Origin of the sequence: Rhizobium sp. P40RR-XXII, from assembly GCF_012641405.1 — a bacterium.
In the GTDB taxonomy this organism is placed as follows: domain Bacteria; phylum Pseudomonadota; class Alphaproteobacteria; order Rhizobiales; family Rhizobiaceae; genus Rhizobium.
In genome coordinates this window covers 182,287-203,729 of record NZ_JABAII010000009.1, presented here as the reverse complement: position 1 = coordinate 203,729, position 21,443 = coordinate 182,287, and the positions used below count along the sequence as shown (strand labels likewise).

15 protein-coding genes and 1 pseudogene are annotated in these 21,443 nt (G+C 59.5%); 11 read left to right on the top strand and 5 right to left on the bottom strand.

All coding sequences use genetic code 11. From position 1 onward, the window contains the following. Positions 1-29 precede the first annotated feature (29 nt). From HGP16_RS19340 to HGP16_RS19320, 5 genes and pseudogenes are all read left to right on the top strand, one after another. On the top strand, positions 30-296 hold the full coding sequence (locus HGP16_RS19340; RefSeq protein WP_168841618.1) for a DUF2933 domain-containing protein: 267 nt from the start codon (positions 30-32) through the stop codon (positions 294-296). Further along, a complete protein-coding gene (locus HGP16_RS19335; protein WP_168841617.1) occupies positions 289-966 on the top strand; it encodes a methyltransferase family protein in 678 nt (225 codons plus the stop codon). Before HGP16_RS19340 ends, HGP16_RS19335 begins: the two co-directional genes overlap by 8 nt. Further along, the gene (locus HGP16_RS19330) at positions 959-3,184 is read left to right on the top strand and encodes a copper-translocating P-type ATPase (RefSeq protein ID WP_168841616.1); all 2,226 of its coding nucleotides are present in this window, start codon (positions 959-961) and stop codon (positions 3,182-3,184) included. Before HGP16_RS19335 ends, HGP16_RS19330 begins: the two co-directional genes overlap by 8 nt. A 98-nt stretch (positions 3,185-3,282) precedes the next feature. Beyond that, positions 3,283-3,711: an EF-hand domain-containing protein gene (locus HGP16_RS19325; protein ID WP_168841615.1), complete on the top strand. Its 429-nt coding sequence runs from the start codon at positions 3,283-3,285 to the stop codon at positions 3,709-3,711. A gap of 56 nt (positions 3,712-3,767) precedes the next feature. After that, positions 3,768-4,387: pseudogene (locus tag HGP16_RS19320) on the top strand (alcohol dehydrogenase); the annotation flags it as partial. 29 nt (positions 4,388-4,416) lie between these two features. Here the strand turns inward: HGP16_RS19320 and mgtA are convergent. Then, the gene (mgtA, locus tag HGP16_RS19315) at positions 4,417-6,990 is read right to left on the bottom strand and encodes a magnesium-translocating P-type ATPase (RefSeq protein ID WP_246705566.1); all 2,574 of its coding nucleotides are present in this window, start codon (positions 6,988-6,990) and stop codon (positions 4,417-4,419) included. 615 nt (positions 6,991-7,605) lie between these two features. Then, a complete protein-coding gene (locus HGP16_RS19310) occupies positions 7,606-9,978 on the bottom strand; it encodes a phosphoketolase (RefSeq protein ID WP_168841614.1) in 2,373 nt (790 codons plus the stop codon). A gap of 138 nt (positions 9,979-10,116) precedes the next feature. On the opposite strand from HGP16_RS19310, the gene HGP16_RS19305 reads away from it, so the two are divergent. The 6 genes from HGP16_RS19305 (at position 10,117) to HGP16_RS34705 (ending at position 17,779) form a co-directional block, all read left to right on the top strand. Further along, complete coding sequence (locus HGP16_RS19305) at positions 10,117-11,361, top strand: acetate/propionate family kinase (protein WP_168841613.1); 1,245 nt, start codon at positions 10,117-10,119, stop codon at positions 11,359-11,361. Positions 11,362-12,025: 664 nt separating this feature from the next. Continuing rightward, positions 12,026-12,286 carry a hypothetical protein gene (locus HGP16_RS19300; protein WP_168841612.1) on the top strand — a complete coding sequence of 87 codons (261 nt, stop codon included), beginning with the start codon at positions 12,026-12,028 and terminating at the stop codon, positions 12,284-12,286. Positions 12,287-12,461: 175 nt separating this feature from the next. Beyond that, complete coding sequence (locus tag HGP16_RS19295) at positions 12,462-13,577, top strand: HlyD family secretion protein (protein ID WP_409526852.1); 1,116 nt, start codon at positions 12,462-12,464, stop codon at positions 13,575-13,577. Further along, positions 13,574-16,345, top strand: coding sequence for a ribosome-associated ATPase/putative transporter RbbA (gene rbbA, locus HGP16_RS19290; RefSeq protein WP_168841611.1), 2,772 nt, complete (start codon positions 13,574-13,576; stop codon positions 16,343-16,345). The genes HGP16_RS19295 and rbbA overlap by 4 nt, the downstream gene beginning before the upstream one ends. A 2-nt stretch (positions 16,346-16,347) precedes the next feature. Then, positions 16,348-17,460, top strand: a complete 1,113-nt coding sequence (locus HGP16_RS19285; protein ID WP_168841610.1) for an ABC transporter permease — start codon at positions 16,348-16,350, stop codon at positions 17,458-17,460. A 79-nt stretch (positions 17,461-17,539) separates the two neighbouring features. Then, the gene (locus HGP16_RS34705; protein ID WP_168841609.1) at positions 17,540-17,779 is read left to right on the top strand and encodes an RHS repeat-associated core domain-containing protein; all 240 of its coding nucleotides are present in this window, start codon (positions 17,540-17,542) and stop codon (positions 17,777-17,779) included. Here the strand turns inward: HGP16_RS34705 and HGP16_RS19275 are convergent. The 3 genes from HGP16_RS19275 to HGP16_RS19265 form a co-directional block, all read right to left on the bottom strand. Continuing rightward, complete coding sequence (locus HGP16_RS19275) at positions 17,761-18,705, bottom strand: isoaspartyl peptidase/L-asparaginase family protein (protein ID WP_168841608.1); 945 nt, start codon at positions 18,703-18,705, stop codon at positions 17,761-17,763. The two genes, HGP16_RS34705 and HGP16_RS19275, sit on opposite strands and share 19 nt — an antisense overlap. A gap of 91 nt (positions 18,706-18,796) precedes the next feature. Continuing rightward, positions 18,797-20,335: a hydantoinase/oxoprolinase N-terminal domain-containing protein gene (locus tag HGP16_RS19270; protein ID WP_168841607.1), complete on the bottom strand. Its 1,539-nt coding sequence runs from the start codon at positions 20,333-20,335 to the stop codon at positions 18,797-18,799. Beyond that, positions 20,332-21,408 (bottom strand): DUF917 domain-containing protein, encoded by a 1,077-nt coding sequence (locus tag HGP16_RS19265; RefSeq protein ID WP_168841606.1) that lies wholly within the window; start codon positions 21,406-21,408, stop codon positions 20,332-20,334. The genes HGP16_RS19270 and HGP16_RS19265 overlap by 4 nt, the downstream gene beginning before the upstream one ends. Between the last annotated feature and the right edge of the window lie 35 nt (positions 21,409-21,443).

The window sequence follows — 21,443 nt, the reverse complement described above, 5'->3', positions numbered from 1 at the left end:
TCTCCGAACTCCTTCGAAAGAGACATCTTATGGACGAGAACCATTCCTCATCAGCCTGGAGCAGCTACAGCCGGACCGTCTTCATCGCCTTCGCCGCGATCGCCGTGGCACTCATCGCCTACGAGCACCGCGTGCATGTCCTTGGCATCCTGCCGTGGCTCCTCATCTTGGCTTGCCCGCTGACGCACATGTTCATGCATCACGGTCATGGCGGTCATTCCGGCCACTCCAGTCAAGACCATGCCGGCCATGGGACCGGCACCATCCACCCGAAGAAGGAGGCCGACGATGTCTGACGCGCCGGCCTACGGGCTCTGGAGCCTGGTGATCCTCAATTCCGTGGTGTTCATCGTCTTCGCCGCAAGCTTCACGAAGCTCGAGACGAAGCGGGACTGGCGTTCGCTCGGCGCCTTTTCCGCGTTCATCCTCGCGCTCTTCACCGAGATGTACGGCTTCCCGCTGACCATATACTTGCTGTCGGGCTGGCTCGGACGGCATTTCCCCGGCGTCGACTTCTGGTCGCACGATGCTGGTCACCTGCTGGAGATGATGTTCGGCTGGGGGGTCAATCCGCATTTCGGGCCGTTCCATCTTGCGAGTAACGCCCTGATCATTGCCGGCTTCTGGGTGCTCGCGTCGAGCTGGCACGTGCTCTACGCCGCCCAGCGCGACCATCGCCTCGCCACGACGGGGCCGTACGCCCGTGTCCGGCATCCGCAATACGACGCCTTCGTTGTTATCATGATAGGCTTCCTGCTGCAGTGGCCGACCCTGGTGACCCTCGCCATGTTCCCTGTTCTGGTCTGGGTCTATGTGCGTCTGGCGAAACGGGAGGAGGAGGCCTCGCGGACCGAGTTCGGCGCCGCGTGGGACATCTATGCGAGAACCGTTCCTCGGTTCATCCCGCGGCTCGGCCGCCGGGCTGATGCCTCAGGACGTCGCCCAGGAGGAGCGATCCATGATTGATCATCATCACGCGCATGAAGGCCATGGGCACTCCCTTGGCGATCATCATCACCAAGAGAAGAAGCCCGCCGCGAAGGCGGGCACCGGGCCAGAGCCTCGGGAAGGCGTGATCTATACCTGCCCGATGCATCCGCAGATCAGGCAGGTTGGCCCCGGCACATGTCCGATCTGCGGCATGACGCTGGAACCGGAGGTCGCGACCGCGGAGACGGGGCCAAGCGCCGCGCTTGTGGACATGACGCGGCGGTTCCAAATTGGCCTCGTGCTGACGGTGCCCGTCCTCGCCCTGGAGATGGGCGGCCATCTCACGAACCTGCACATGCTGCTCGGCGTGCAGCTTTCGAACTGGATCCAGCTCGTACTGGCAACGCCGGTCGTGTTGTGGGCGGGATGGCCGTTCTTCGAGCGGGCCTGGGCGTCGCTCGTCAACCGCAGCCTCAATATGTTCACGCTGATCGCGATGGGAACGGGCGTGGCCTGGATTTACAGCATCGTCGCCACGGCCGTGCCCGAGATCTTTCCGGACACCTTTCGTGCCGCCGACGGTTCCGTTGCCATCTACTTCGAGGCGGCCTCCGTCATCACCGTCCTCGTGCTGCTAGGACAGGTGCTCGAGCTCAGGGCGCGCGAGCAGACCGGCGGCGCCATCCGGGCGCTGCTCGACCTTGCACCGAGGACGGCCCGCCGCATCAGGGAGGACGGAACCGACGAAGACGTGGGGCTGAACGTCGTCGTGGTGGGTGACCGCCTGCGCGTCCGTCCGGGAGAGAAGGTGCCGGTCGATGGTGAGCTCGTCGAGGGGCGCAGCTCCGTAGACGAATCCATGATCACCGGCGAATCCATGCCGGTCATCAAGGAAGTCGGAGCGAAGCTGATCGGCGGCACGCTCAACCAGAGCGGCGGCTTCGTCATGCGCGCTGGCAAGGTCGGCCGCGACACCATGCTGGCGCAGATCGTGCGCATGGTTGCCGACGCCCAGCGCTCCCGCGCGCCGATCCAGCGACTGGCCGATCAGGTTTCCGGCTGGTTCGTCCCGGCCGTGATCCTCATCGCGATCGCGGCCTTCGTCGCCTGGGGGATATGGGGACCGGAGCCGCGCTTCGCCTACGGCCTCGTCGCAGCGGTCGCGGTTCTGATCATCGCCTGCCCCTGCGCCCTCGGATTGGCGACGCCAATGTCGATCATGGTCGGCGTCGGCCGTGGCGCCCGGATGGGTGTGCTCATCAAGAACGCCGAGGCGTTGGAGCGTTTCGAGAAGATCGACACGCTCGTCGTCGACAAGACCGGCACGCTGACGGAAGGCCGGCCGAAGGTCACGGCATTGAAAGCGGCGGGCGATATAGACGACCTGGAACTTCTGCGGATCGCGGCGACTCTCGAACGCGCCAGCGAGCATCCGCCTGCTGCAGCAATCGTCGCGGCGGCCAAGGAGAAGGGACTAGCGCTCGGCGAAGCCAGCGAATTCGACAGCCCCGTCGGCAAGGGTGTCATCGGAACCGTCGACGACAGGAGGCTCGTCATCGGCAGCCACCGGATCATGGCGGAAGCGGGTGTCGACCTCTCGGCCCTCATGCCCGAGGCGGAGGCGCTGCGTGGCGAGGGGGCGACGGTAATCTACGTCGCCATCGATGGCAGGGTAGGCGGCCTTGTCGCCATCGCAGACCCGGTCAAGGAGACCACGCCGGCAGCGCTGCGTTTGCTGAAGCAAGACAATATTCGCGTCGTCATGCTGACCGGAGATAACCGCACGACGGCGCAGGCGGTGGCGCGAAGGCTTGACATCGAAGAGGTCGAGGCCGAAATCCTGCCGGAAGACAAGGGCAAGGTGGTCGCGCGCCTTCGAAGCGAGGGACGCGTCGTCGCCATGGCCGGGGATGGGGTCAACGACGCCCCGGCACTTGCCGCCGCCGACGTCGGCATCGCCATGGGTACCGGGACGGACGTCGCAATCGAGAGCGCCGGCGTCACGCTGTTGAAGGGGGATCTGCAGGGCATCGCGCGGGCGCGCAAGCTCAGCCACGCGACCATGAGTAACATTCGTCAGAACCTGTTCTTCGCCTTTATCTACAATGCGGCAGGCGTGCCCATCGCGGCCGGCGCGCTGTACCCGGCCTTCGGACTGCTGCTGTCGCCAATCATCGCGGCAGCCGCCATGGCGCTGTCTTCGGTCAGCGTCATCGGCAACTCCCTGCGGCTGCGCCGCTCGGCGATCGACTAGGTGGTCCGGCGGCGCGACCGCCGAGCACCACATCGAATCCATTCTGCTTCCGTTTCAGAAAGCAGGCGCAAAAGAGATTAAGTCAAAGGAGAAACGAAATGAGAACGACGAGAATTTCAAACGCGGTCCTGCTGGCCGCTCTAATCGCAATCGGCGGAGCCGGCTACTCCTTCGCGCAGACGAACGAGACGGATCCCCATCACCCTGCGAATTCGACGCAGGCGGCCTCGCCGTCAGCGACAGGCGGTATGAGCGGACAGGGCGAGGGAGGCATGCCCGGCTCTAACATGATGCCAGGTGATATGATGGGTCGGGGCATGATGCAGCCCGGCATGATGGGTGGTATGCCGATGATGGGCGCGCACGGACCTATAATGAAGATCCTGTTCGCAATCGCCGACACCAACGGAGATGGCGCGTTGTCCTACGAGGAGATGACAGCGATCCACAAGCGGATCTTCGACACGGTGGACGCCAACAACGACGGCAAGGTCACGCCCGAAGAGATGCAGGCCTTCTGGCGGTAGTAAGCTCCGGACACATGATCGAGAGGATCGACAACTCCCTCCCCCAGACTGAGTATGACCGGCCCCAATTCACCGGCTACACCCGCGACGGCGGCTTCACGACGCTGTTGTGGCCGACGCATCCTTTGCGTTCGCTCAATAAGGCCGACGACGGCAAGTGTATCGGTCTCTTCAGCCTCGGAGCCGCCGCCGCGCATATCCTCATCCAAATCTGCATCGGCAGAGCCGCGACGTTTATGCGTTTACACGCCCCGGTGACCAAGCGGCGCAGCAGTTTGCGCTCGGGCTTGGCGCGGCATGGACGGGCTCATCTGAAGAGAGTGCTCCGGTGCCGCTCGACGCAACCATCATCTTCGCACCCGGCGGCGATCTAGTGCCGACAGCGCTTAAGGCGGTTCGCAAGGCTGGGGTAGTTGTGTGCGGCGGAATTCACATGAGCGACATACCGCCGATGCCCTATGCCGTTCTTTGTTGGGGGGAGCGCGAGCTCGTTTCGGTCGCCAATTTGACGCGCGCGGACGCGGTCGAATTTTTCCCGATCGACCAGATGATAGGCGTGCGAACCCACACCACGACCTATCCACTCAAGAGGGCCAACGAGGTGCTCGCCGATCTACGTGCCGGGCGTCTCGTCGGGGCAGCGGTATTGGTGCCCGAGGCAAGCTACCCGATATGACAACGGGTCTTGCCGTCCCGCCGACACCTTCATCCCTGTCGGAAATAGAATCGCTTCACCAGCTCGAGCGCGGCGGCGTAGATTGCCGAGATCGCGATCAGCCCTCCCAACAACGGAATGGGCAGCGGCGTGAAATCGAATATGCCCGCAACCAGCGGAAAATAGGGGAGCACGAGGGCGATGAGGGTGATGATTGCCGTCGACCAAAGGAGTAGAGGCCCCGGTCCATCTTTCCATGCCGCCAGGGTCGTGCGAACGATCAGCATGGTCACGAGCTGTGTAATGAGTGATTCGACAAACCAGGCCGTGCGGAACTGACTGGTTGTTACGTTGACGACAAACAACAGAAATCCGAACGTCACGAAATCGAACAACGAACTGACCGGGCCAAAGAAGATCATAAATCTTTGGATGCCACGAATGTCCCATCGCCGCGGACGCCGCACTTGCTGTCGATCGACCCTATCCGTGGCGATTGCCATAGATGGAATGTCGGCAAGCAGGTTGTTGAGTAGGATCTGCTTAGCGAGCAGTGGCAGGAATGGGAGGAACAGCGAGGCGATCGCCATGCTGATCATGTTGCCGAAGTTCGCGCTCGTCGCGATCGATATGTATTTCATGGTATTGGCAAAGGTTCTCCGACCATCGTCCACACCGCGGATCAGCACGTTGAGGTCTTGTCGCAACAGGACGAGATCCGCAGCCTCCCGGGCGACATCGACTGCGCCGTCGACAGAAATGCCGACGTCGGCCTCATGAAGGGCTGGAGCGTCGTTGATGCCGTCGCCCATATATCCGACCACATGGTCGGACCGCCGCAGCGCCTTGATAATGAGCTCTTTCTGGTTGGGATCAATCTCGACAAACAGATCTGTTTTGGGCGCACGGGCGAACAATGCATCACTGCTCATCGATACCAGTTCCGCGCCAGTCAAAACACGTTTCGTCCTTAGCCCGATCGTGTCGGCCAGGTGCTTGACGATGTAGCGGTTGTCCCCGGATATGATCTTGATGCCGATACCACGATGTCTCAATCCTGCTAGGGCATTGTTAATTCCTGCCTTCGGTGGGTCAAGAAACAGGAGAAAGCCTTCGAGGCAAAGTTCGCATTCGTCGCCCACGTCATAGGATTCCTTGCTCTCTACGAAGCACCGGGTGGCGATTGCGATCACTCGAATGCCGTTCTCGCCCCAATCGCGATAGCGCGTGTCGATTTGCAGGCGCTGCTCTTCGTTGAGGGATTCGGTAGCATCGCCTGATCTGACGGTGGTACACACGGAAAGAATATTGACGACGGCGCCCTTGCAGACCAACATCGCATCCTGGCCGGCCTCATCCACGATGACCGACAACCGTTTGCGCATGAAATCATATGGAATCTCGTCTTTCTTCACGAAGGCTTTCAGATCTGCGCCAATCTCGCCGGACGCCAGTATAGCATCGTCGAGCGGGTTTTTGAGGCCCGCCTGCAACGATGCGTTCAAAACGGCGAGTAAGTGGACATGTTGCGAGTGCATGCCGCCGGGGTCGACGCAATCATCGAGTTTTATGATGCCTTCCGTCAGCGTGCCGGTCTTGTCGGTGCATAGAAGGTTCATGCTCCCGAGATTTTCAATGGCGTCCAGCCGGCGAACGATGACGCCGCCGGCGGCCATGGCGCGCGCGCCGCGGGCAAGCGTCATGCTGATGATCGCCGGCAGAAGCTCCGGAGTGAGGCCGACCGCCAACGCCAGAGAAAATAGGAGAGAGTCGATCAACGGCCGATGAAGGAGCAGGTTGGCAACAAACACGCTAATGACGATCACCAACATGATGCGTGTCATCAAATAGCCGAAGCGGCGTATACCTCGTGAAAAGTCCGTTTCGGGTATCTGTTTCGCGATTGCTCCAGCGATGGTTGCATACTCGGTGCGTCCACCTGTTTCGACAGCGATGACAGTTGCCGTACCGCTGCGAACCGATGTGCCGGTGAAAACGCAATTGGACCTAGCAGCGATCGGAGCCTCGGGTGGACAAACGCCGGCCATCTTCCCGACCGGGAAGGTCTCGCCCGTCAGAGTGGCCTCGCTGACACTCAAGTCGCGCGACCAAAGGATCATACCATCGGCCGGCACAAGACTGCCGGCCGCAAGCTTGATGATGTCACCCGGGACGATTGTACTTGCCGGGACGAGGATTTCTATTCCGCCCCTTACAACTGTCGCGGACAACGAAATGCTTTTCTTCAACGCCTCCAGCGCCTTCGTCGCTCCATATTCCTGGGAAAAGCCGAGCAGGCAGCTCGCAAGGACGATGACGCTGATGATGATGGCGTCATGCATCTCCCCAACCAGTGATGATACCGTCGCGGCAAAGATAAGAATGAGAACGAGGGGATTCAGGAATTGGCGCAGCAGAATGTGAAGGGCATTCGTGTGCGTCACAGCGAGAACTGTGTTCGGTCCGTGGGCTTTTAACCGGGAAGTTCCCTCTTCAGGCGAAAGACCGGTTATCCGCGAACGAAGATCTTCCACTAGAACGTCTTCGGTCTTCGACCAAAAAGGCGAGGCCGGAATCATTGAATTTTGGTTTGCGGAATCCCGACTTCTAAGCGGAGCGTTCATATCAATTGATCTCGTGAATACAACTGATGTTAGCCGGCCGATCCCAGTGCTTCATTGACGCCAGTCAAAACTCGCGATTCATTGCGGTGGACCTCTTTCAGTCCCGGGACGTCGCGCGGGAGAAAACGCCGATTAAGTCGAAAGCGGACGTCAATCGAGCGATTAGCGCTGCCAATAGGTGCCCTTTGGGTTTACAGGCATCTTCCACGGGACGAAACCGCGCCTGTCTCGACCGCGGAATATGGCTATCTGCATATCGGCCTCCCGGTAACCAGACCCAGGATTTCTTCTTTCATGAAGAAGGCGGCAAACTTACCGATTTCATAAAGTGTAACCGAGGCTCCGAAGAAAGCGGATTTCAACGCTCGCGTGCTCTTCGTGGGTGTAGTGGCCCCATAAATCCCCGGTCACGGTCTCCCACTTGTTAAGTGTGAGGAGTAATGTGCCCATTATGACGATCAATCGCAGTTCGAAGACAGAAGTTTTGTCCGGCCCTGAGCGCTGTCGTCGCTGGTCGACGAAAGCAAACAGGGGAGCATGAAGATATTGGCAAAACTGTTCCGCCAGTCGCGGTAGGCCACACCCATCCCGAAAAGGCCAGCAAAGACTCTTTCATCAGTCCGACCAGACCCAGTCCCTAATTTCCGGAAGGTCATCGAAATGCTCCCGGATGTACCGGTCATGCTCTTCTAAGAGAGACTTGCAATGGACGGCCAGCTCGGGGCTTTTGACCAGTAGGTCAGGTACATAGCGCAGCACGTCGAGGCATAGATGTAGCCGGCTGATGCGATTGAGCACGACCATATCGAATGGGGTGGTTGTCGTTCCTTCCTCCAGATAGCCGCGCACGTGAAACTGATCGTGTGCTTCCCGGCCGTGCAAGAGATCGTGGATCACGCCGGGGTAGCCGTGGAAGGCGAAGATCACCGGTGCTTTTGTCGTGAAAATCCCGGTGAATTCCGTATCACTCATGCCGTGCGGATGCCGGGCTGAGGAGCATAGCCGCATTAGGTCGACGACATTGGCGACGCGCACCTTGAGATCGGGGGCATAGCGCCGCAGCAGCCAGGCGGCGGCGATCGTTTCCTGGGTCGGGATGTCGCCGGCGCAGGCGAGCACGATATCTGGCTCGTCCGGCTGGTTGCTGTACATGTCCCAGACGCCTGCGCCCTTGGCGCAATGGGCCTTTGCCTCTTCCATCGTCAGCCATTGCAATTGTGGCTGCTTGTCGATGACGATGAGGTTCAGATAGTTGCGGCTGGTAAAGCAGTGGTCGGCCACCGACAGCAGGCAATTGGCGTCCGGCGGTAGGTAGACGCGGGCCACTGCCGGCTTGCGATGAATAATCGTGTCGATGAAACCGGGCCCCTGATGACTGAAACCGTTGTGGTCGTTGCGCCAACAGGTTGACGTCAAGAGATAGTTTAGTGATGGGATCGGCGCGCGCCAGGAGACGCGTTCGGCGTGCTCGATCCATTTGGCATGCTGCATCGCCATCGAATCCACGATCATTGCAAAGGCTTCGTAGGTCGCGAACAGACCATGGCGGCCGGTGAGGTTATAGCCCTCGAGCCAGCCATGGCAGCAATGCTCGCTGAGCACTTCCATGACCCGGCCGTCATGAGAGATGTGATCATCGCCGGGTCGTATCTCGCTCATGAGGCCGCGGTCGGAGACGTCGAAGACAGCGCCGAGGCGGTTCGAGTTCGTCTCGTCGGGACAAAACAGGCGGAAGTTCGTCGGATTGTTCCGATAGATTTCCCTGATATAGCTTCCCAAGATCTGCGTCGATCCGAGGCGCTCCCGGGCGCGCTGCTCGAACTTGACTTGAAACTCTTCAAAGTTCGGCAGCTTGAGCGCCTGCGTAAGCTCGCCGCCATTGCTCTGCGGGTTCGACCCCATGCGTCGTTTGCCCTCAGGCGCCAGAGCGGCATATTCCGGGCGGAAGGCGCCGTGGTCGTCAAAGAGCTCCTCCGGCTTGTAGCTCCGCATCCAGGCTTCGAGGATATGAAGATGCTCTGGATTGATCAGGATATCGGCGACTGGCACCTGATGCGAGCGGAACGTGCCTTCGACCTGGATACCGTCGACAATCTTCGGACCGGTCCATCCCTTTGGTGTTCGCAATACGATCAGTGGCCACCGAGGCCGCTCGTCGGCACCATCCTCACGGGCAGCCTTCTGAATGGCGCGGATCGCAAGGACGGCTTTTTCCATCGCCGCGCCGAAGCTCTGATGCACGATCATCGGATCGTCGCCTTCCACGAAACATGGCGCGTAACCCTGACCCTCGAAAAATTTTCTCAGATCTTCGTCGCTATGGCGCGCCCAGACGGTCGGGCCGGAGATCTTGTAACCGTTGAGATGCAGGATCGGCAACACTGCGCCGTCCCGCTTCGGGTTGATGAAATCGATGCTCTTCCAGCTGCCCGCTAGCGGGCCTGTTTCGGACTCACCGTCGCCAACGACGGCCGCGACGAGCAGATCGGAATTGTCCATGACGGCCCCGAAGGCGTGGAGCAGGACATAACCAAGTTCGCCGCCTTCATGAATCGAGCCAGGTGTCGGCACACTGACGTGGCTGGGGATGCCGCCCGGCGTCGAAAACTGTCGAAACAGCTTTAGCATGCCGGTTTCGTCATTGGTGATCTCGGGATAGAATTCGCTGTAGCTGCCTTCCAGCCAGACATTGGCGATGATCGCCGGGCCGCCATGGCCGGGACCGGCCATGTAGATCGTATCGAGATCGTACTTCTTGATCAGCCGGTTGAGATGAACATAGACGAGGTTGAGGCCGGGAGAGGTGCCCCAATGGCCGAGCAGGCGGGGCTTGATATGCTCGACCGTCAGCTTTTCCTTGAGCAGCGGATTGGCGCGGAGATAGATCTGTCCGACATTGAGATAGTTCGCCGCTCGCCACCAAGCGTGCATCCTGAGCAATTCGTCTTGCGGTATCGCTGGAAGGTGGTTCTCAAAAAGCGTATTCATTATTCAACCTCAACCTATTGACGCGATCGAAACGTAGCCTTTTTGTGAGACAGACTTTTAAACCGTTATCCGGTGATGTCAGTTTCTGTTTGACAGAAAATGGCCTACCGGCAGTGACGATTTTCTCACGGTGTTTGAATGACTAAAGCCCTCATCACATTGAACGCAGGCTCATCAAGCCTGAAGTTTGCAGTGTTCAGCCATGATGGCATTGCGCTAGATCAAAAGGTCCACGGCAAGATCGAGGGTATCGGGACAGCGCCGCACCTCATTGCGAAAGACATGAGCGGCAGGGTTCTGACGGAGCACCGCTGGGAAAACGGTTCGGGTCTTGGGCATGAAGATTTTTTCAGGCAATTGCTCGACTGGATCGACGAGCATCTCGGTGACGCTGAGCTGATTGGCGCAGGTCACCGCGTGGTTCATGGCGGTGCGCAGTTCTATCGGCCGGTTCGTGTGACGCCTTCGCTGCTCGGAGCCTTGAAAGCATTGATCCCATTGGCGCCGCTGCATCAGCCGCATAACCTGGCGGCCATCGAAGCCGTCGCTGCGGTGCGGCCGCAGCTTGCGCAGGTGGCGTGTTTCGACACGGCGTTTCATCATGACCAGCCGCCGGTCGCATCACGGCTTGCCATACCGCGTGCCCTTAGCGCCGAGGGCGTCAAGCGCTATGGCTTCCACGGCATTTCCTATGAGTTTATCGCCCGACGTCTGGCAGAGATCGATCCGGCTCTCGCCGCCGGCAAGATCATCGTCGCTCATCTCGGCAACGGCGCCAGCCTGTGCGCTATCAAGGGCGGGCGTAGCATCGATACGACCATGGGCTTCACCGCGCTGGACGGACTGGTCATGGGGACGCGCTGCGGATCTATCGACCCCGGCGTTTTGCTCTATTTGCTCCAACATCACGGTATGACGCCGGCAGCCTTATCCCATCTCCTTTACGATCAATCCGGCTTGCTCGGTGTATCCGGAATCTCCAGCGACATGCGCGAGCTTCTCGGCAGCGATAATCCGCACGCGATCGAAGCTGTCGAGCTGTTTTGCTACCACATTGCCCGTGAAGCCGGCGCGCTTGTGAGCTCTATGGGCGGCTTAGATGGTTTCATCTTCACTGCCGGTATCGGCGAGAACGCCGTGGAAATTCGCCGTCTGGTTTGTGAACGGCTTGCCTGGCTGGATGTTGCAGTCGACCAAGATGCCAATGCCCGTCATGACGCGATTATCAGTACGGCTGAAAGCCGTGTGATTATCCGTGTTTTACCAACCGACGAGGAGCGAATGATTGCACTTCACACGACGGAAGCGCTTGACCGGTCGGCAAGAGCGCCTGCCGCGGCTTTCCTGCCGGGTCTCGACAGAAGCCGGCCAACGAATGGATAGATTGAAGCACATTTTACGGTGGCGCGCCGTTCAGACGCTGCTTCGTCTGGCGGTCGCCAATACACGCCTAGTGCAACGGCTATTGAAGAACCGCCTGGATCAAGCGCGAGGTTACTGAGGCGTTCTTTCGACGGTCCAAATTGCTGGTGCGCCGGGCAGATGCAGTTGCCGCTCGTAAAAGGCGCTGTTGGCCGCTCCCAAGTCATTGAGGTTATCCGGCCGCAGTTTGCCGCTTCGATCCACGAGGAAACGGCTCGCAGCGCCAGCAACGAATTGATCAGAATGCATCGCAAATTGATTAAGATCAGTGCCAACATGGCAAGCTTGCGGCACGTCAGAGCGGTTGCTTGTTCGCAACAGAAGCGGGGATTCCCGAGGATGGGTGCCAGAATCTTCCTGGCTCCTGCTGCCTGGGAACGCCGCGCCACGAGAAGGAAAACGAAATGGCAGCAATCACGTCCGACATTTTCAGTGCGCGGCCTGCCAGCGAGCGCGTCGCCGTTGTCCAGAACGGCAGGCGGAAGCAGCTGAACGTTTGCGATCACGACTATGCGCAGCTGACGCGACGTCAGCGCGGCCTATCGCCCCTGGAATCCCTCTTTCGCGGCGGTCGTTCGACAACTTATTCGATACGGGGACCGCAAGCTCCCAAAGCAAAGGTTCAGTGCCTCTGGCTCGACCCGATCACGATTCGGTCGGTCCGCAGCACCATTTCAGCGAGCAGGCGAAGGAAATTCTCCAGCGTGCAGCCGAGCGCGCCGTCCAGTCGTCCGGCGAGCGCGAGGTCGATACCGAGCATCTGCTTTACGAGCTGCCGCAGAGCGAGGCGGTCCTGAAGCAGTTCAATATTTCCGTCGATGACCTTTGGGGCCGGATCGATGCCAATTTTCCCGTCGGCGCGCAAAGCGAGCCACCAGCCGGCTAGATCGCTGTCTCCCGGCGCGTCAAAGCGCGCCTCGTCGCCTCCCGCCTACTGGGACATTCCTATGCCGGCCCCGAGCTCGCCAGCTTTGTTGACATGACTTAGACAAGAGCTTTGTCCTTCAAATTCGATCGCAATACCATCCCGCTATATTAGCAATGACATAGAGTTTCACCATATGGATAAGTCGATTTCGTCTGAAGCATCGGTCGCCGGGATGACAAAAGCCGGTCTGCGCCGCAACTGGGTTTGGCTGGTAATCGGCGTGATAGTTTGCGTCATCGGCTGGGTCGTTTGGCAAAAATATGCTGGCCAAGGGCAGCCGGCGGGAATTGCGAGCGGAAACGGCCGTATCGAGGCAGTCGAGGTCGACATTTCGACGAAAGCCGCCGGGCGAATAAAGGATGTCACCGTGGATGAGGGCGACCTCGTCCAAGCCGGACAGGTGCTCGCTCATATGGATATCGCTCAGCTGGAAGCACAGTCGCGGCAGGCTCTGGCGGAAGTACAGAGGGCAGTGGTCGGTGTCGACACCGCAAACAGCCTCGTCAAACAAAGACAGGCGGAGAAAACATCGGCCGATGCGGTGGTAGCGCAACGCCAGGCTGAACTCGATTCCGCGCAGATCAAGGAAAAAAGATCTGAACAGCTGGTTAAGTCAAACTCCGCTGCGCAACAGGTTCTGGACGACGACAGAGCCGCAGCCCTTGCTGCGAAGGCCGCGCTTTCGGCAGCGCAGGCTCAGGTCGCCGCATCAGAGGCCGCGCTATCTTCGTCGAACGCGCAAGTTATAGATGCCAAGGCTGCGGTCGATGCAGCCCGTGCCGCCGCAGAGAGCATTCAGGCCGATATCGATGACAGTACCCTGAAATCACCGCTCGCCGGCCGTATCCAGTACAAGGTTGCCCAGCCGGGCGAGGTGCTTGCCGCTGGCGGGCGCGTTCTTGACCTCGTCGATCTCAGCGACGTCTATATGACCTTCTTCCTGCCCACCGATCAGGCGGGCCGCGTTGCGCTTGGAGCCGACGTGCGGCTTGTGCTCGATGCGGCCCCCAAATACGTCATCCCAGCGAAGGTGACGTTTGTCGACAATGTGGCGCAATTCACGCCAAAGACAGTCGAGACGGCCGACGAGCGCCAGAAACTCATGTTCCGTATAAAGGCCAAAATCCCGGAAGACCTGCTTCGCAAATACATCCAGATGGTCAAGACCGGCCTGCCGGGAGTGGCATACGTAAAGCTCGATCCTCAGGCTGTATGGCCAAAGAATGTTGAGGGAACAGTCGTCCAATGAGCGCGGCCGGCAATCGCGCGCTTGTTGGATGTCTTCAAGGCGTTGGGCTTTCCTACGGAAAAACACGCGCGCTTGAGAGGGTAACGCTGAATTTGCCTGCTGGGCAAATGCTCGGATTGATTGGGCCCGACGGCGTCGGCAAGTCCAGTCTTCTGTCGCTTATCGCGGGAGCCCGGGTCGTGCAAGAGGGCTTAATCACAGTTCTGGACGGCGATATAGCCAATGCAAGGCACCGCGAGCGCACCTCTCCGCGCATTGCTTACATGCCCCAGGGTCTCGGCAAGAATCTCTATCCGACGCTCTCCGTCTTTGAAAACATCGATTTTTTTGCACGCCTTTTCGGACAGGACACAGCCGAGCGCAGGCAGCGAATAGGATCCCTGCTCAAGGATACTGGTCTTTCAGCCTTTGCCGATCGCGCTGTTGGCAAACTTTCGGGGGGTATGAAGCAGAAGCTGAGCCTCTGCTGCGCGCTGATCCACGATCCCGACCTGCTCATTCTCGACGAGCCGACGACCGGCGTGGACCCGCTCTCCCGCCGTCAATTCTGGGACCTGATAGCCGCGATCCGCACAGGCCGCCCCGGCATGAGTGTGATCGTCGCCACGGCCTATATGGAGGAAGCGGCCAACTTCGATTGGCTGGTTGCAATGGACGCCGGGCGCGTCCTCGCAACCGGATCGCCGGCCGACCTTTTGGAGCGAACCGGAACGACCAATCTTGATGCCGCATTCATCGCCCTTTTGCCTGAAGAAAGGCGGATAGGCCATGTCGACGTGCATATCCCGGCGCGATCGAGCGCCTCAGGCAGCGAGCCGGCCATCGAGGCCGAGCATCTGACGATGCGTTTCGGTGATTTCACGGCGGTCGACGACGTCAATCTGAGTATCGCCCGTGGTGAGATCTTTGGCTTTCTCGGCTCCAACGGCTGTGGAAAGACGACGACGATGAAGATGCTCACCGGCCTCCTGCCGGCAAGCGTCGGTACGGCGCGTCTCTACGGTCAAGAGATTGATGCCGCCAACATGGAGGTGCGCCGCCGAGTCGGCTATATGTCGCAAGCCTTTTCGCTTTATAGCGAACTGACCGTGCGGCAGAATCTGGAGCTTCACGCCCGCCTTTTTAGCGTCGATGCCTCAGTTATCCCGGACCGCATGCGGGAGATGGTCCGACGCTGCGATCTCGCTGATGTCATCGATACGCTTCCAGATGCCTTGCCACTCGGAATCCGCCAGCGATTGTCGCTTGCGGTCGCGATGATCCACGGCCCAGACATCCTTATTCTCGACGAGCCCACGTCCGGCGTCGATCCTATCGCCAGAGACAAGTTCTGGCAGATCCTTTCCGATCTGTCTCGAAACGACAATGTGACGATTTTCGTTTCAACGCACTTCATGAACGAGGCTGCCCTGTGTGACCGCATCTCGCTGATGCACGCGGGCAGGATCCTGGTGACCGACAGCCCTGTGGCGATCGTGGAGAGCCGATCGGCCGAAAGCCTACAAGATGCATTCATCGCCTATCTGGAAGACGCAATCGGCGGAGATGCGAATCTGGCCATCGCTTCGACAGCACCCGCCGCCGGTCCCGAGGCTTCAGATCTCAAGTTCCATGCCACAGACGATCGTTCACAGCGTCTATTCAGTTTCAACAGGATGTTTGCCTACTCCAGGCGCGAGGCCCTGGAATTGCAGCGGGATCCAATCCGGGCGACGTTGGCGATCCTCGGCAGTGTTATTTTGATGTTCGTGATCGGATACGGCATCAATCTGGATGTCGAAAACCTTTCGTTTGCCGTCCTCGATCATGACCAGACGATGATCAGCCAGGACTATGTTCTCCAAATTGCCGGCTCACGTTACTTCAGCGAGAAGCCGCCTATCGTCGATTATGACGACATGGATCGTCGCATGCGCAATGGGGAATTGACCATGGCGGTCGAGATCCCACCGGCCTTCGGTCGGGACGTATCGCGAGGTCGCAACGTGCAGATTGGGGTGTGGATTGACGGCGCAATGCCCTCTCGCGCCGAAACGATCCTCGGCTATGTGCAGGGCGTTCACGCGCAATGGCTCGCGCAACGCGTCCAGGACGCTAGTTTGAGTGCAACCTCATCGACGGGAGCGTTTCAACTCGAAGTGCGCTATCGTTACAATCCTGACGTCAAGAGCCTGGTGGCCATGGTTCCCGGCGTCATCCCGCTTCTACTTCTCATGATACCGGCGATGCTGGCTGCCCTGAGCGTCGTGCGGGAAAAGGAACTCGGGTCTATCATCAACTTCTATACCACCCCGGTCTCACGGTTTGAATTCCTGCTTGGCAAACAACTTCCATATATCGCTCTTGGGATGCTCAATTTTGCGACGCTGACGGCGTTTGCAGTCTTTATATTCGCGGTTCCGTTCACCGGCAGCCTGTTGACGTTCGCCCTGGCAGCAATCCTGTACGTAACTGTGGCGACCAGCATGGGTCTGCTGATCTCAACCTTCATGAACAGCCAGATCGCAGCTATTTTCGGCACGGTGCTGGCAACGGTCATTCCTGCCTCGCAGTATTCCGGTATCACCGATCCGGTTTCCTCGCTTCGCGGGGCGGGGGCTTTTATTGGTCGGATTTACCCCGCCACCCACTTTGTCACCATTTCTCGTGGAACGTTTTCGAAAGGCTTGGGGCTCGCGGATCTGGCAGGGTCCTTCTTCCCGCTAATCCTCGCGGTCCCTGTGGTGATGACGTTGGGCGTGTTGTTGCTCAGCAAGCAGGAGCGCTGAAGATGCGTGTCGAGAGTGTTTTGCGGCTAGGCGTAAAAGAGTTGTGGGGTCTCGCGCGCGATCCCATGATGATGATCCTGATTGTCTACGCGTTTACACTTTCGGTCTATACGGCATCGCGAGCATCGCCCGATACGCTCAATAACGCGCCGATCGCGATCGTCGATGAAGATCAATCCCCCATATCGTCCCGTGTTATCACCGCATTCTACCCGCCCTATTTCGCGGTTCCCGAATTGATTTCAGCGTCACAGATGGACAATCGCATGGACGCCGGCCTGGACACCTTTGCGGTGGATATACCGCCGAACTTCCAACGCGATCTCTTGGCGGGCCGATCTCCGTCAATCCAGCTCAATATTGATGCGACCCGAATGTCGCAGGCATTTACCGGCGGCGGTTACATTCAGTCTATCGTTTCCGGCCAGGTCAACGAATTCGTTGACCATTACAGATCTAGCAAGCCCCCTTCGATCGATTTGGCCCTAAGGGCGCGGTTCAATCCCGATCTCGATAAAGGGTGGTTCGGGGCGATCAACAACGTCATCTCGTCTGTCACCATGTTGTCGATCATCCTCGCCGGAGCGGCCCTGATCCGGGAACGTGAGCACGGGACGATCGAGCATCTTCTCGTCATGCCCGTCACGCCGACTGAAATCATGCTGAGCAAGATTTGGTCAATGGGCGCGGTCGTAGTTGCTGCTGCCTTCTTCTCCATCGTGGTTGTCGTTCAGTTGCTGCTCAAAGTGCCGATCGAAGGATCGATCGCACTTTTCATGCTCGCGACCGTTCTGGACGTCATCGCAACGACCTGCCTGGGCATATTCCTGGCGACCATTGCCGGATCGATGCCGCAATTCGGAATGCTCCTCATGCTGGTTCTGTTGCCTCTTCAGATGCTATCCGGCGGAATGACGCCCCGTGAAAGCATGCCAGAGATTATTCAGACCATTATGTTGGCCGCGCCCAACACCCATTTTGTCATTCTGGCGCAGAGCGTGCTTTTTCGGGGTGCGGGAATTGGCGTCGTCTGGCCTCAACTGCTTGTGCTGGCATTGATCGCAGCTATCTTTTTTATAGCTTCACTTTATAGGTTCCGACAGTTCTTGAGATGAGATAGCCATCATGTCGCGATGAAAGGCGTTTGTAAGCATTATCGCGAGACGATCAAAGGACGCGAGGGAACTAGCGAGGGTGATCGCGTCGTGCTCTCTCGCTTGGTTTCGCGCCTACAGTTCCGATACCGGACGCTGGCTGTCGAGGGATCCGGTAGGGGAGGGAACCGATTCCGTCGCGAATCTTTACACTTATGTACTGCTTGACCCGCTTTATAAAACTGATCCTCTTGGGCAATCCTATCAATTTGTGGAGGATTGCGTCCAATGCCGTCATAAGGTCAACTTTGGGCAACTTTCTTACGGCTCGACCTCATAGATTTGCTCATGGGTCGCTACGAAGGCCTTGCCTTCGGGTGTGATCCAGCCGCGAAACATCCCCGGCGTGTTGTATGGCGCCACGGCGACGCCCTGAGCGTCTATGGCGACCAAGCCAGCGCCGATCTGATGCGGCGCCAGATCATGATTGATAAGCTCGTCGGTTGCAGTTGCGAGATCCTGCCTCAGATAGGCGATGCGGGAGGCGATCTCGTGCCCAACGACATAGCGGATGAAGAACTCGCCCTTGCCTGTCCCCGAAACTGCGCAGACACCATCGCGCGCATAGGTGCCGGCCCCGATGACCGGGCTGTCGCCCACGCGACCGTCAGGCTTGTTATTGTAGCCGCCCGTCGAGGTGGCTGCGGCAAGATGGCCGGCAGCATCAAGGGCCACGGCGCCGACGGTGCCGTGCTTTTCGTTTTCCGTCCCTTCGGTGCCCTCAACGGCATGGCGCTTCATCGCCTCCAGCGCCTCGACCCGCTTCTCCGTGGTAAAATAGGATTGTGGCTCGACCTGCAGCCCCTTGGCCTCGGCGAAGCGATCGGCGGCGGGGCCAGTCATGTAGACGGCCCGACCATCCTCCATCAATGCTCGGGCTGCGCTGACGGGATTGCGGATCGCGCGCGAGGCGCTGATGGCGCCAGCGTCCAGCGTCGCTCCATCCATGATAGACGCATCAAGCTCATGCACGCCGTTCTCGTTGAGGGCTGCACCATGCCCGGCGTTGAAATGCGGACTGTCTTCCATGACCACGACGGCAGCCTCGACAGCGTCGATCGCGCTATCACCCGCCTTTAGCCGCGCATAACCAGCCCACAAAGCGGCGGCCAGATCACGGCGCGCACCCTCCCACTCGTCGGGCGTCATGCTGTCTTCCGGCATGACCCCGCAGCCACCGTGAATAGCCAGCGCAATGTTCGTCATTTCCTGCTCCCGATCCGGCATCGACCAAACTTGTTCACCGATCGCCGCCCCTATGAATGATGTCTGACTGTAACAATCAGGCGCTCCTGATTCAGCTGAAGGCGATATCGCCGATGACCCTCACCCTCACGCGGCGCGCACCACCAGGCAGATAAGCGATCGGGATATCTTCGACTTCGAGCGTCTTCAAACTTTCGCGGCTCGCGCCGGAAGCAACGGCGGCATCCTGCGCCTCGGCTTCCGCTTTGGCGATGGCTTCGTCGCGGCTCAACCCCGAAAACACCTGGTCGACCTCGCCCGACACCTGCGCCATCGCGGCGCCGAGCGCATTGGCGACACCGGCATTCTCGACGCGAAGAACCTCGGACGCTCCCGCGATCTTTTCCGGGATCAGGAAGGCGCCACCACCGACAGCAATCAGCGGCACATCCTCGGCTGACGTTTTCATCTGGTCGAAGCTATCCGTCACCTTGTCGCGGATGCGTTCGAGGCATGCCTTCACGAAAGCCGGATCGAGACCGCGAACGCGATCCTTGTCTCCAATGTCGATCAGACCGGCCGCAACCGCGACATCCGAGGCAGTCAGTGAGTTGCCACCAAAGACGCGCGCCTCAGCCAGAATGCGATAGCCAACCGAACGCGGACCTATCTTGCCCGTTTCCGGATCGATGATCGTTCCGCCGCCAAGGGCGATCGGCAGGAGATCAGGCATGCGGAACAGCGTGCGCACGCCACCGATATGGACGATGTTATTAGCCTCGCGCGGGAAGCCGCCGACGAGGCAGCCTACATCCGATGTCGTGCCGCCGACATCGACGACCATGGCGTCGCTCAAGCCAGTCAGGAAGGCCGCGCCCCGCATCGAGTTCGTCGGGCCGGAAGCAAAACTATGAACCGGATTGGCTGCGGCGACATCCGCCAGCGCCACCGTACCGTCGTTCTGCGTCAGATAGAAAGGTGCGGTAACGCCTGCTTCGCGCAACGCATCCGAGAACGCCTGCACCGTGGTCCTGCCGAGCGACTGCAGCGCCGCATTAAGAAGCGCAACATTCTCGCGTTCGAGCAATCCGATCCGCCCGAGGGTATGCGACAGCGTGATCCTCGCGTCCGGGATTACCGAGCGGACGATCTCGGCAGCCCTGACCTCGCATTCGGTCGTCAGCGGCGAGAAGGTCGCCGATATGGCGATCGACGTGATGCCGGCATCGCGGATCTTCATGGCCGCTTCACGGATCTCGTCGGGGATCATCGGCACGAGCGGACTGCCGTCATATTCATGACCACCATGAACCATGAAGATGAGTGGATCGACAGCCGCGCGCAAATCATCAGGCCAGTCGCACATGGGCGGCAAAGAGGCACCGGTCGGCAGCGCAACGCGGACCGCTGCCACTCTTTCCAGCCGCGCCCGCTCGACGACGGCGTTGGTGAAATGCGTGGTGCCGATCATGACAGCATCGATCGGCCGCCCGGATGTGCCGGCATCGCCGGTCACATAGCTCAAGGCCGTCTTCACGCCGGACATGACGTCCTGTGTCGTGGGAACCTTGATGGAGGCGATGATCTTCCCACCGTCGATCAGAACGGCGTCCGTATTGGTGCCGCCAACGTCAATACCAATGCGCTTCATGCGAATACCGATCTGAAATCAATGTCATAGCCGAAGGCACGCGGGCCAACGGCGGCAATTCCCGCAGGCGAGGTCAAGAGCTCGGGCGCCGGCAGAGCGACAACGGTCACGCGCTGGCCGTAACGCACCGACTCCGTGCCGATCGCGCTGCCTGAAATCGTATCGAGCAGGCAAAGAAGATCCGGCGTCATCGCTACGGGCTCGCCATCGCGGAAGGCGACAGCCCATTCGTTCTGGAAGGCGAGCTCCATCCGGGAGCCCTTGTCGGCATCGACGCCTTCGATCACTGTCCTGCCACGCAGGAAGCCGCCTGTGGTTTCTCGCGCCACATCGATCACTTTGCCGCGGAACAATTGCTTGCCGCCTTCATGATCGAGAACCGCCTTCACCGGGTCGTCGTGACGCGCACGCGCTTCGATGACGGTACGGCCGAGTTCAGTCGCTTTGGTGATCGTGTAGTGAATACCCCATTCCTTCACCTCGCGGCCGGTACGCGGGGCCTTGCAGGTCGCGGCGGTGGATCCAACTTCAGTGCAGACCTTGCGCGAAATCCGCTCCATCCACTTCCAGGATGCAGCCTTTGTAACAATAACCTCATTGTCGCGCACATCGACGAGGGAGAGCGGGTACATCGGCAGATTGCCGATCGCAAAGGAGGTCATCTGAGCCTCTGGATAGGCACGCCCCATGGCATCCGCGTTGACAACAGGCCTGCCCAGCATCGCGGCGGCAAGGAAGGAGGACAACGCATTTGAGCCGCCGATCTCGACGCTCATGATCGCGCGGAAAGGTTTTCCGAGATAGTCCTCCATGACCTCGACCGCTCGCGCCAGATGCACGGGGTCGCTGAGGCGCTCCTGCCCGACCAGCGGTGCGCCCATTTTCGAGACGACGGCTACCATATCGTCATCGTCGAGCGCCATGGGATCCATCACCTGCACGCGACGGCCCTCGGCATAGAGCCTGCGAAGATTGAGGGTGGAGATATAGGGATTGCCACCGCCGCCGGTTCCTAGAATCCAGGCTCCCGTTGCGAGCGGCTCGATATCGTCTTCGGAAAAATCCTGAAGCATGTTTCACCTTCGGCAATAGAGGGGTTCAGCTTTTC

Coding starts and splice junctions, on each gene's coding strand:
- HGP16_RS19340 (WP_168841618.1), top strand. CDS start 30: ATGGACGAGAACCATTCCTCATCAGCCTGGAGCAGCTACAGCCGGACC.
- HGP16_RS19335 (WP_168841617.1), top strand. CDS start 289: ATGTCTGACGCGCCGGCCTACGGGCTCTGGAGCCTGGTGATCCTCAAT.
- HGP16_RS19330 (WP_168841616.1), top strand. CDS start 959: ATGATTGATCATCATCACGCGCATGAAGGCCATGGGCACTCCCTTGGC.
- HGP16_RS19325 (WP_168841615.1), top strand. CDS start 3,283: ATGAGAACGACGAGAATTTCAAACGCGGTCCTGCTGGCCGCTCTAATC.
- mgtA (WP_246705566.1), bottom strand. CDS start 6,990: ATGAACGCTCCGCTTAGAAGTCGGGATTCCGCAAACCAAAATTCAATG.
- HGP16_RS19310 (WP_168841614.1), bottom strand. CDS start 9,978: ATGAATACGCTTTTTGAGAACCACCTTCCAGCGATACCGCAAGACGAA.
- HGP16_RS19305 (WP_168841613.1), top strand. CDS start 10,117: ATGACTAAAGCCCTCATCACATTGAACGCAGGCTCATCAAGCCTGAAG.
- HGP16_RS19295 (WP_409526852.1), top strand. CDS start 12,462: ATGGATAAGTCGATTTCGTCTGAAGCATCGGTCGCCGGGATGACAAAA.
- rbbA (WP_168841611.1), top strand. CDS start 13,574: ATGAGCGCGGCCGGCAATCGCGCGCTTGTTGGATGTCTTCAAGGCGTT.
- HGP16_RS19285 (WP_168841610.1), top strand. CDS start 16,348: ATGCGTGTCGAGAGTGTTTTGCGGCTAGGCGTAAAAGAGTTGTGGGGT.
- HGP16_RS19275 (WP_168841608.1), bottom strand. CDS start 18,705: ATGACGAACATTGCGCTGGCTATTCACGGTGGCTGCGGGGTCATGCCG.
- HGP16_RS19270 (WP_168841607.1), bottom strand. CDS start 20,335: ATGAAGCGCATTGGTATTGACGTTGGCGGCACCAATACGGACGCCGTT.
- HGP16_RS19265 (WP_168841606.1), bottom strand. CDS start 21,408: ATGCTTCAGGATTTTTCCGAAGACGATATCGAGCCGCTCGCAACGGGA.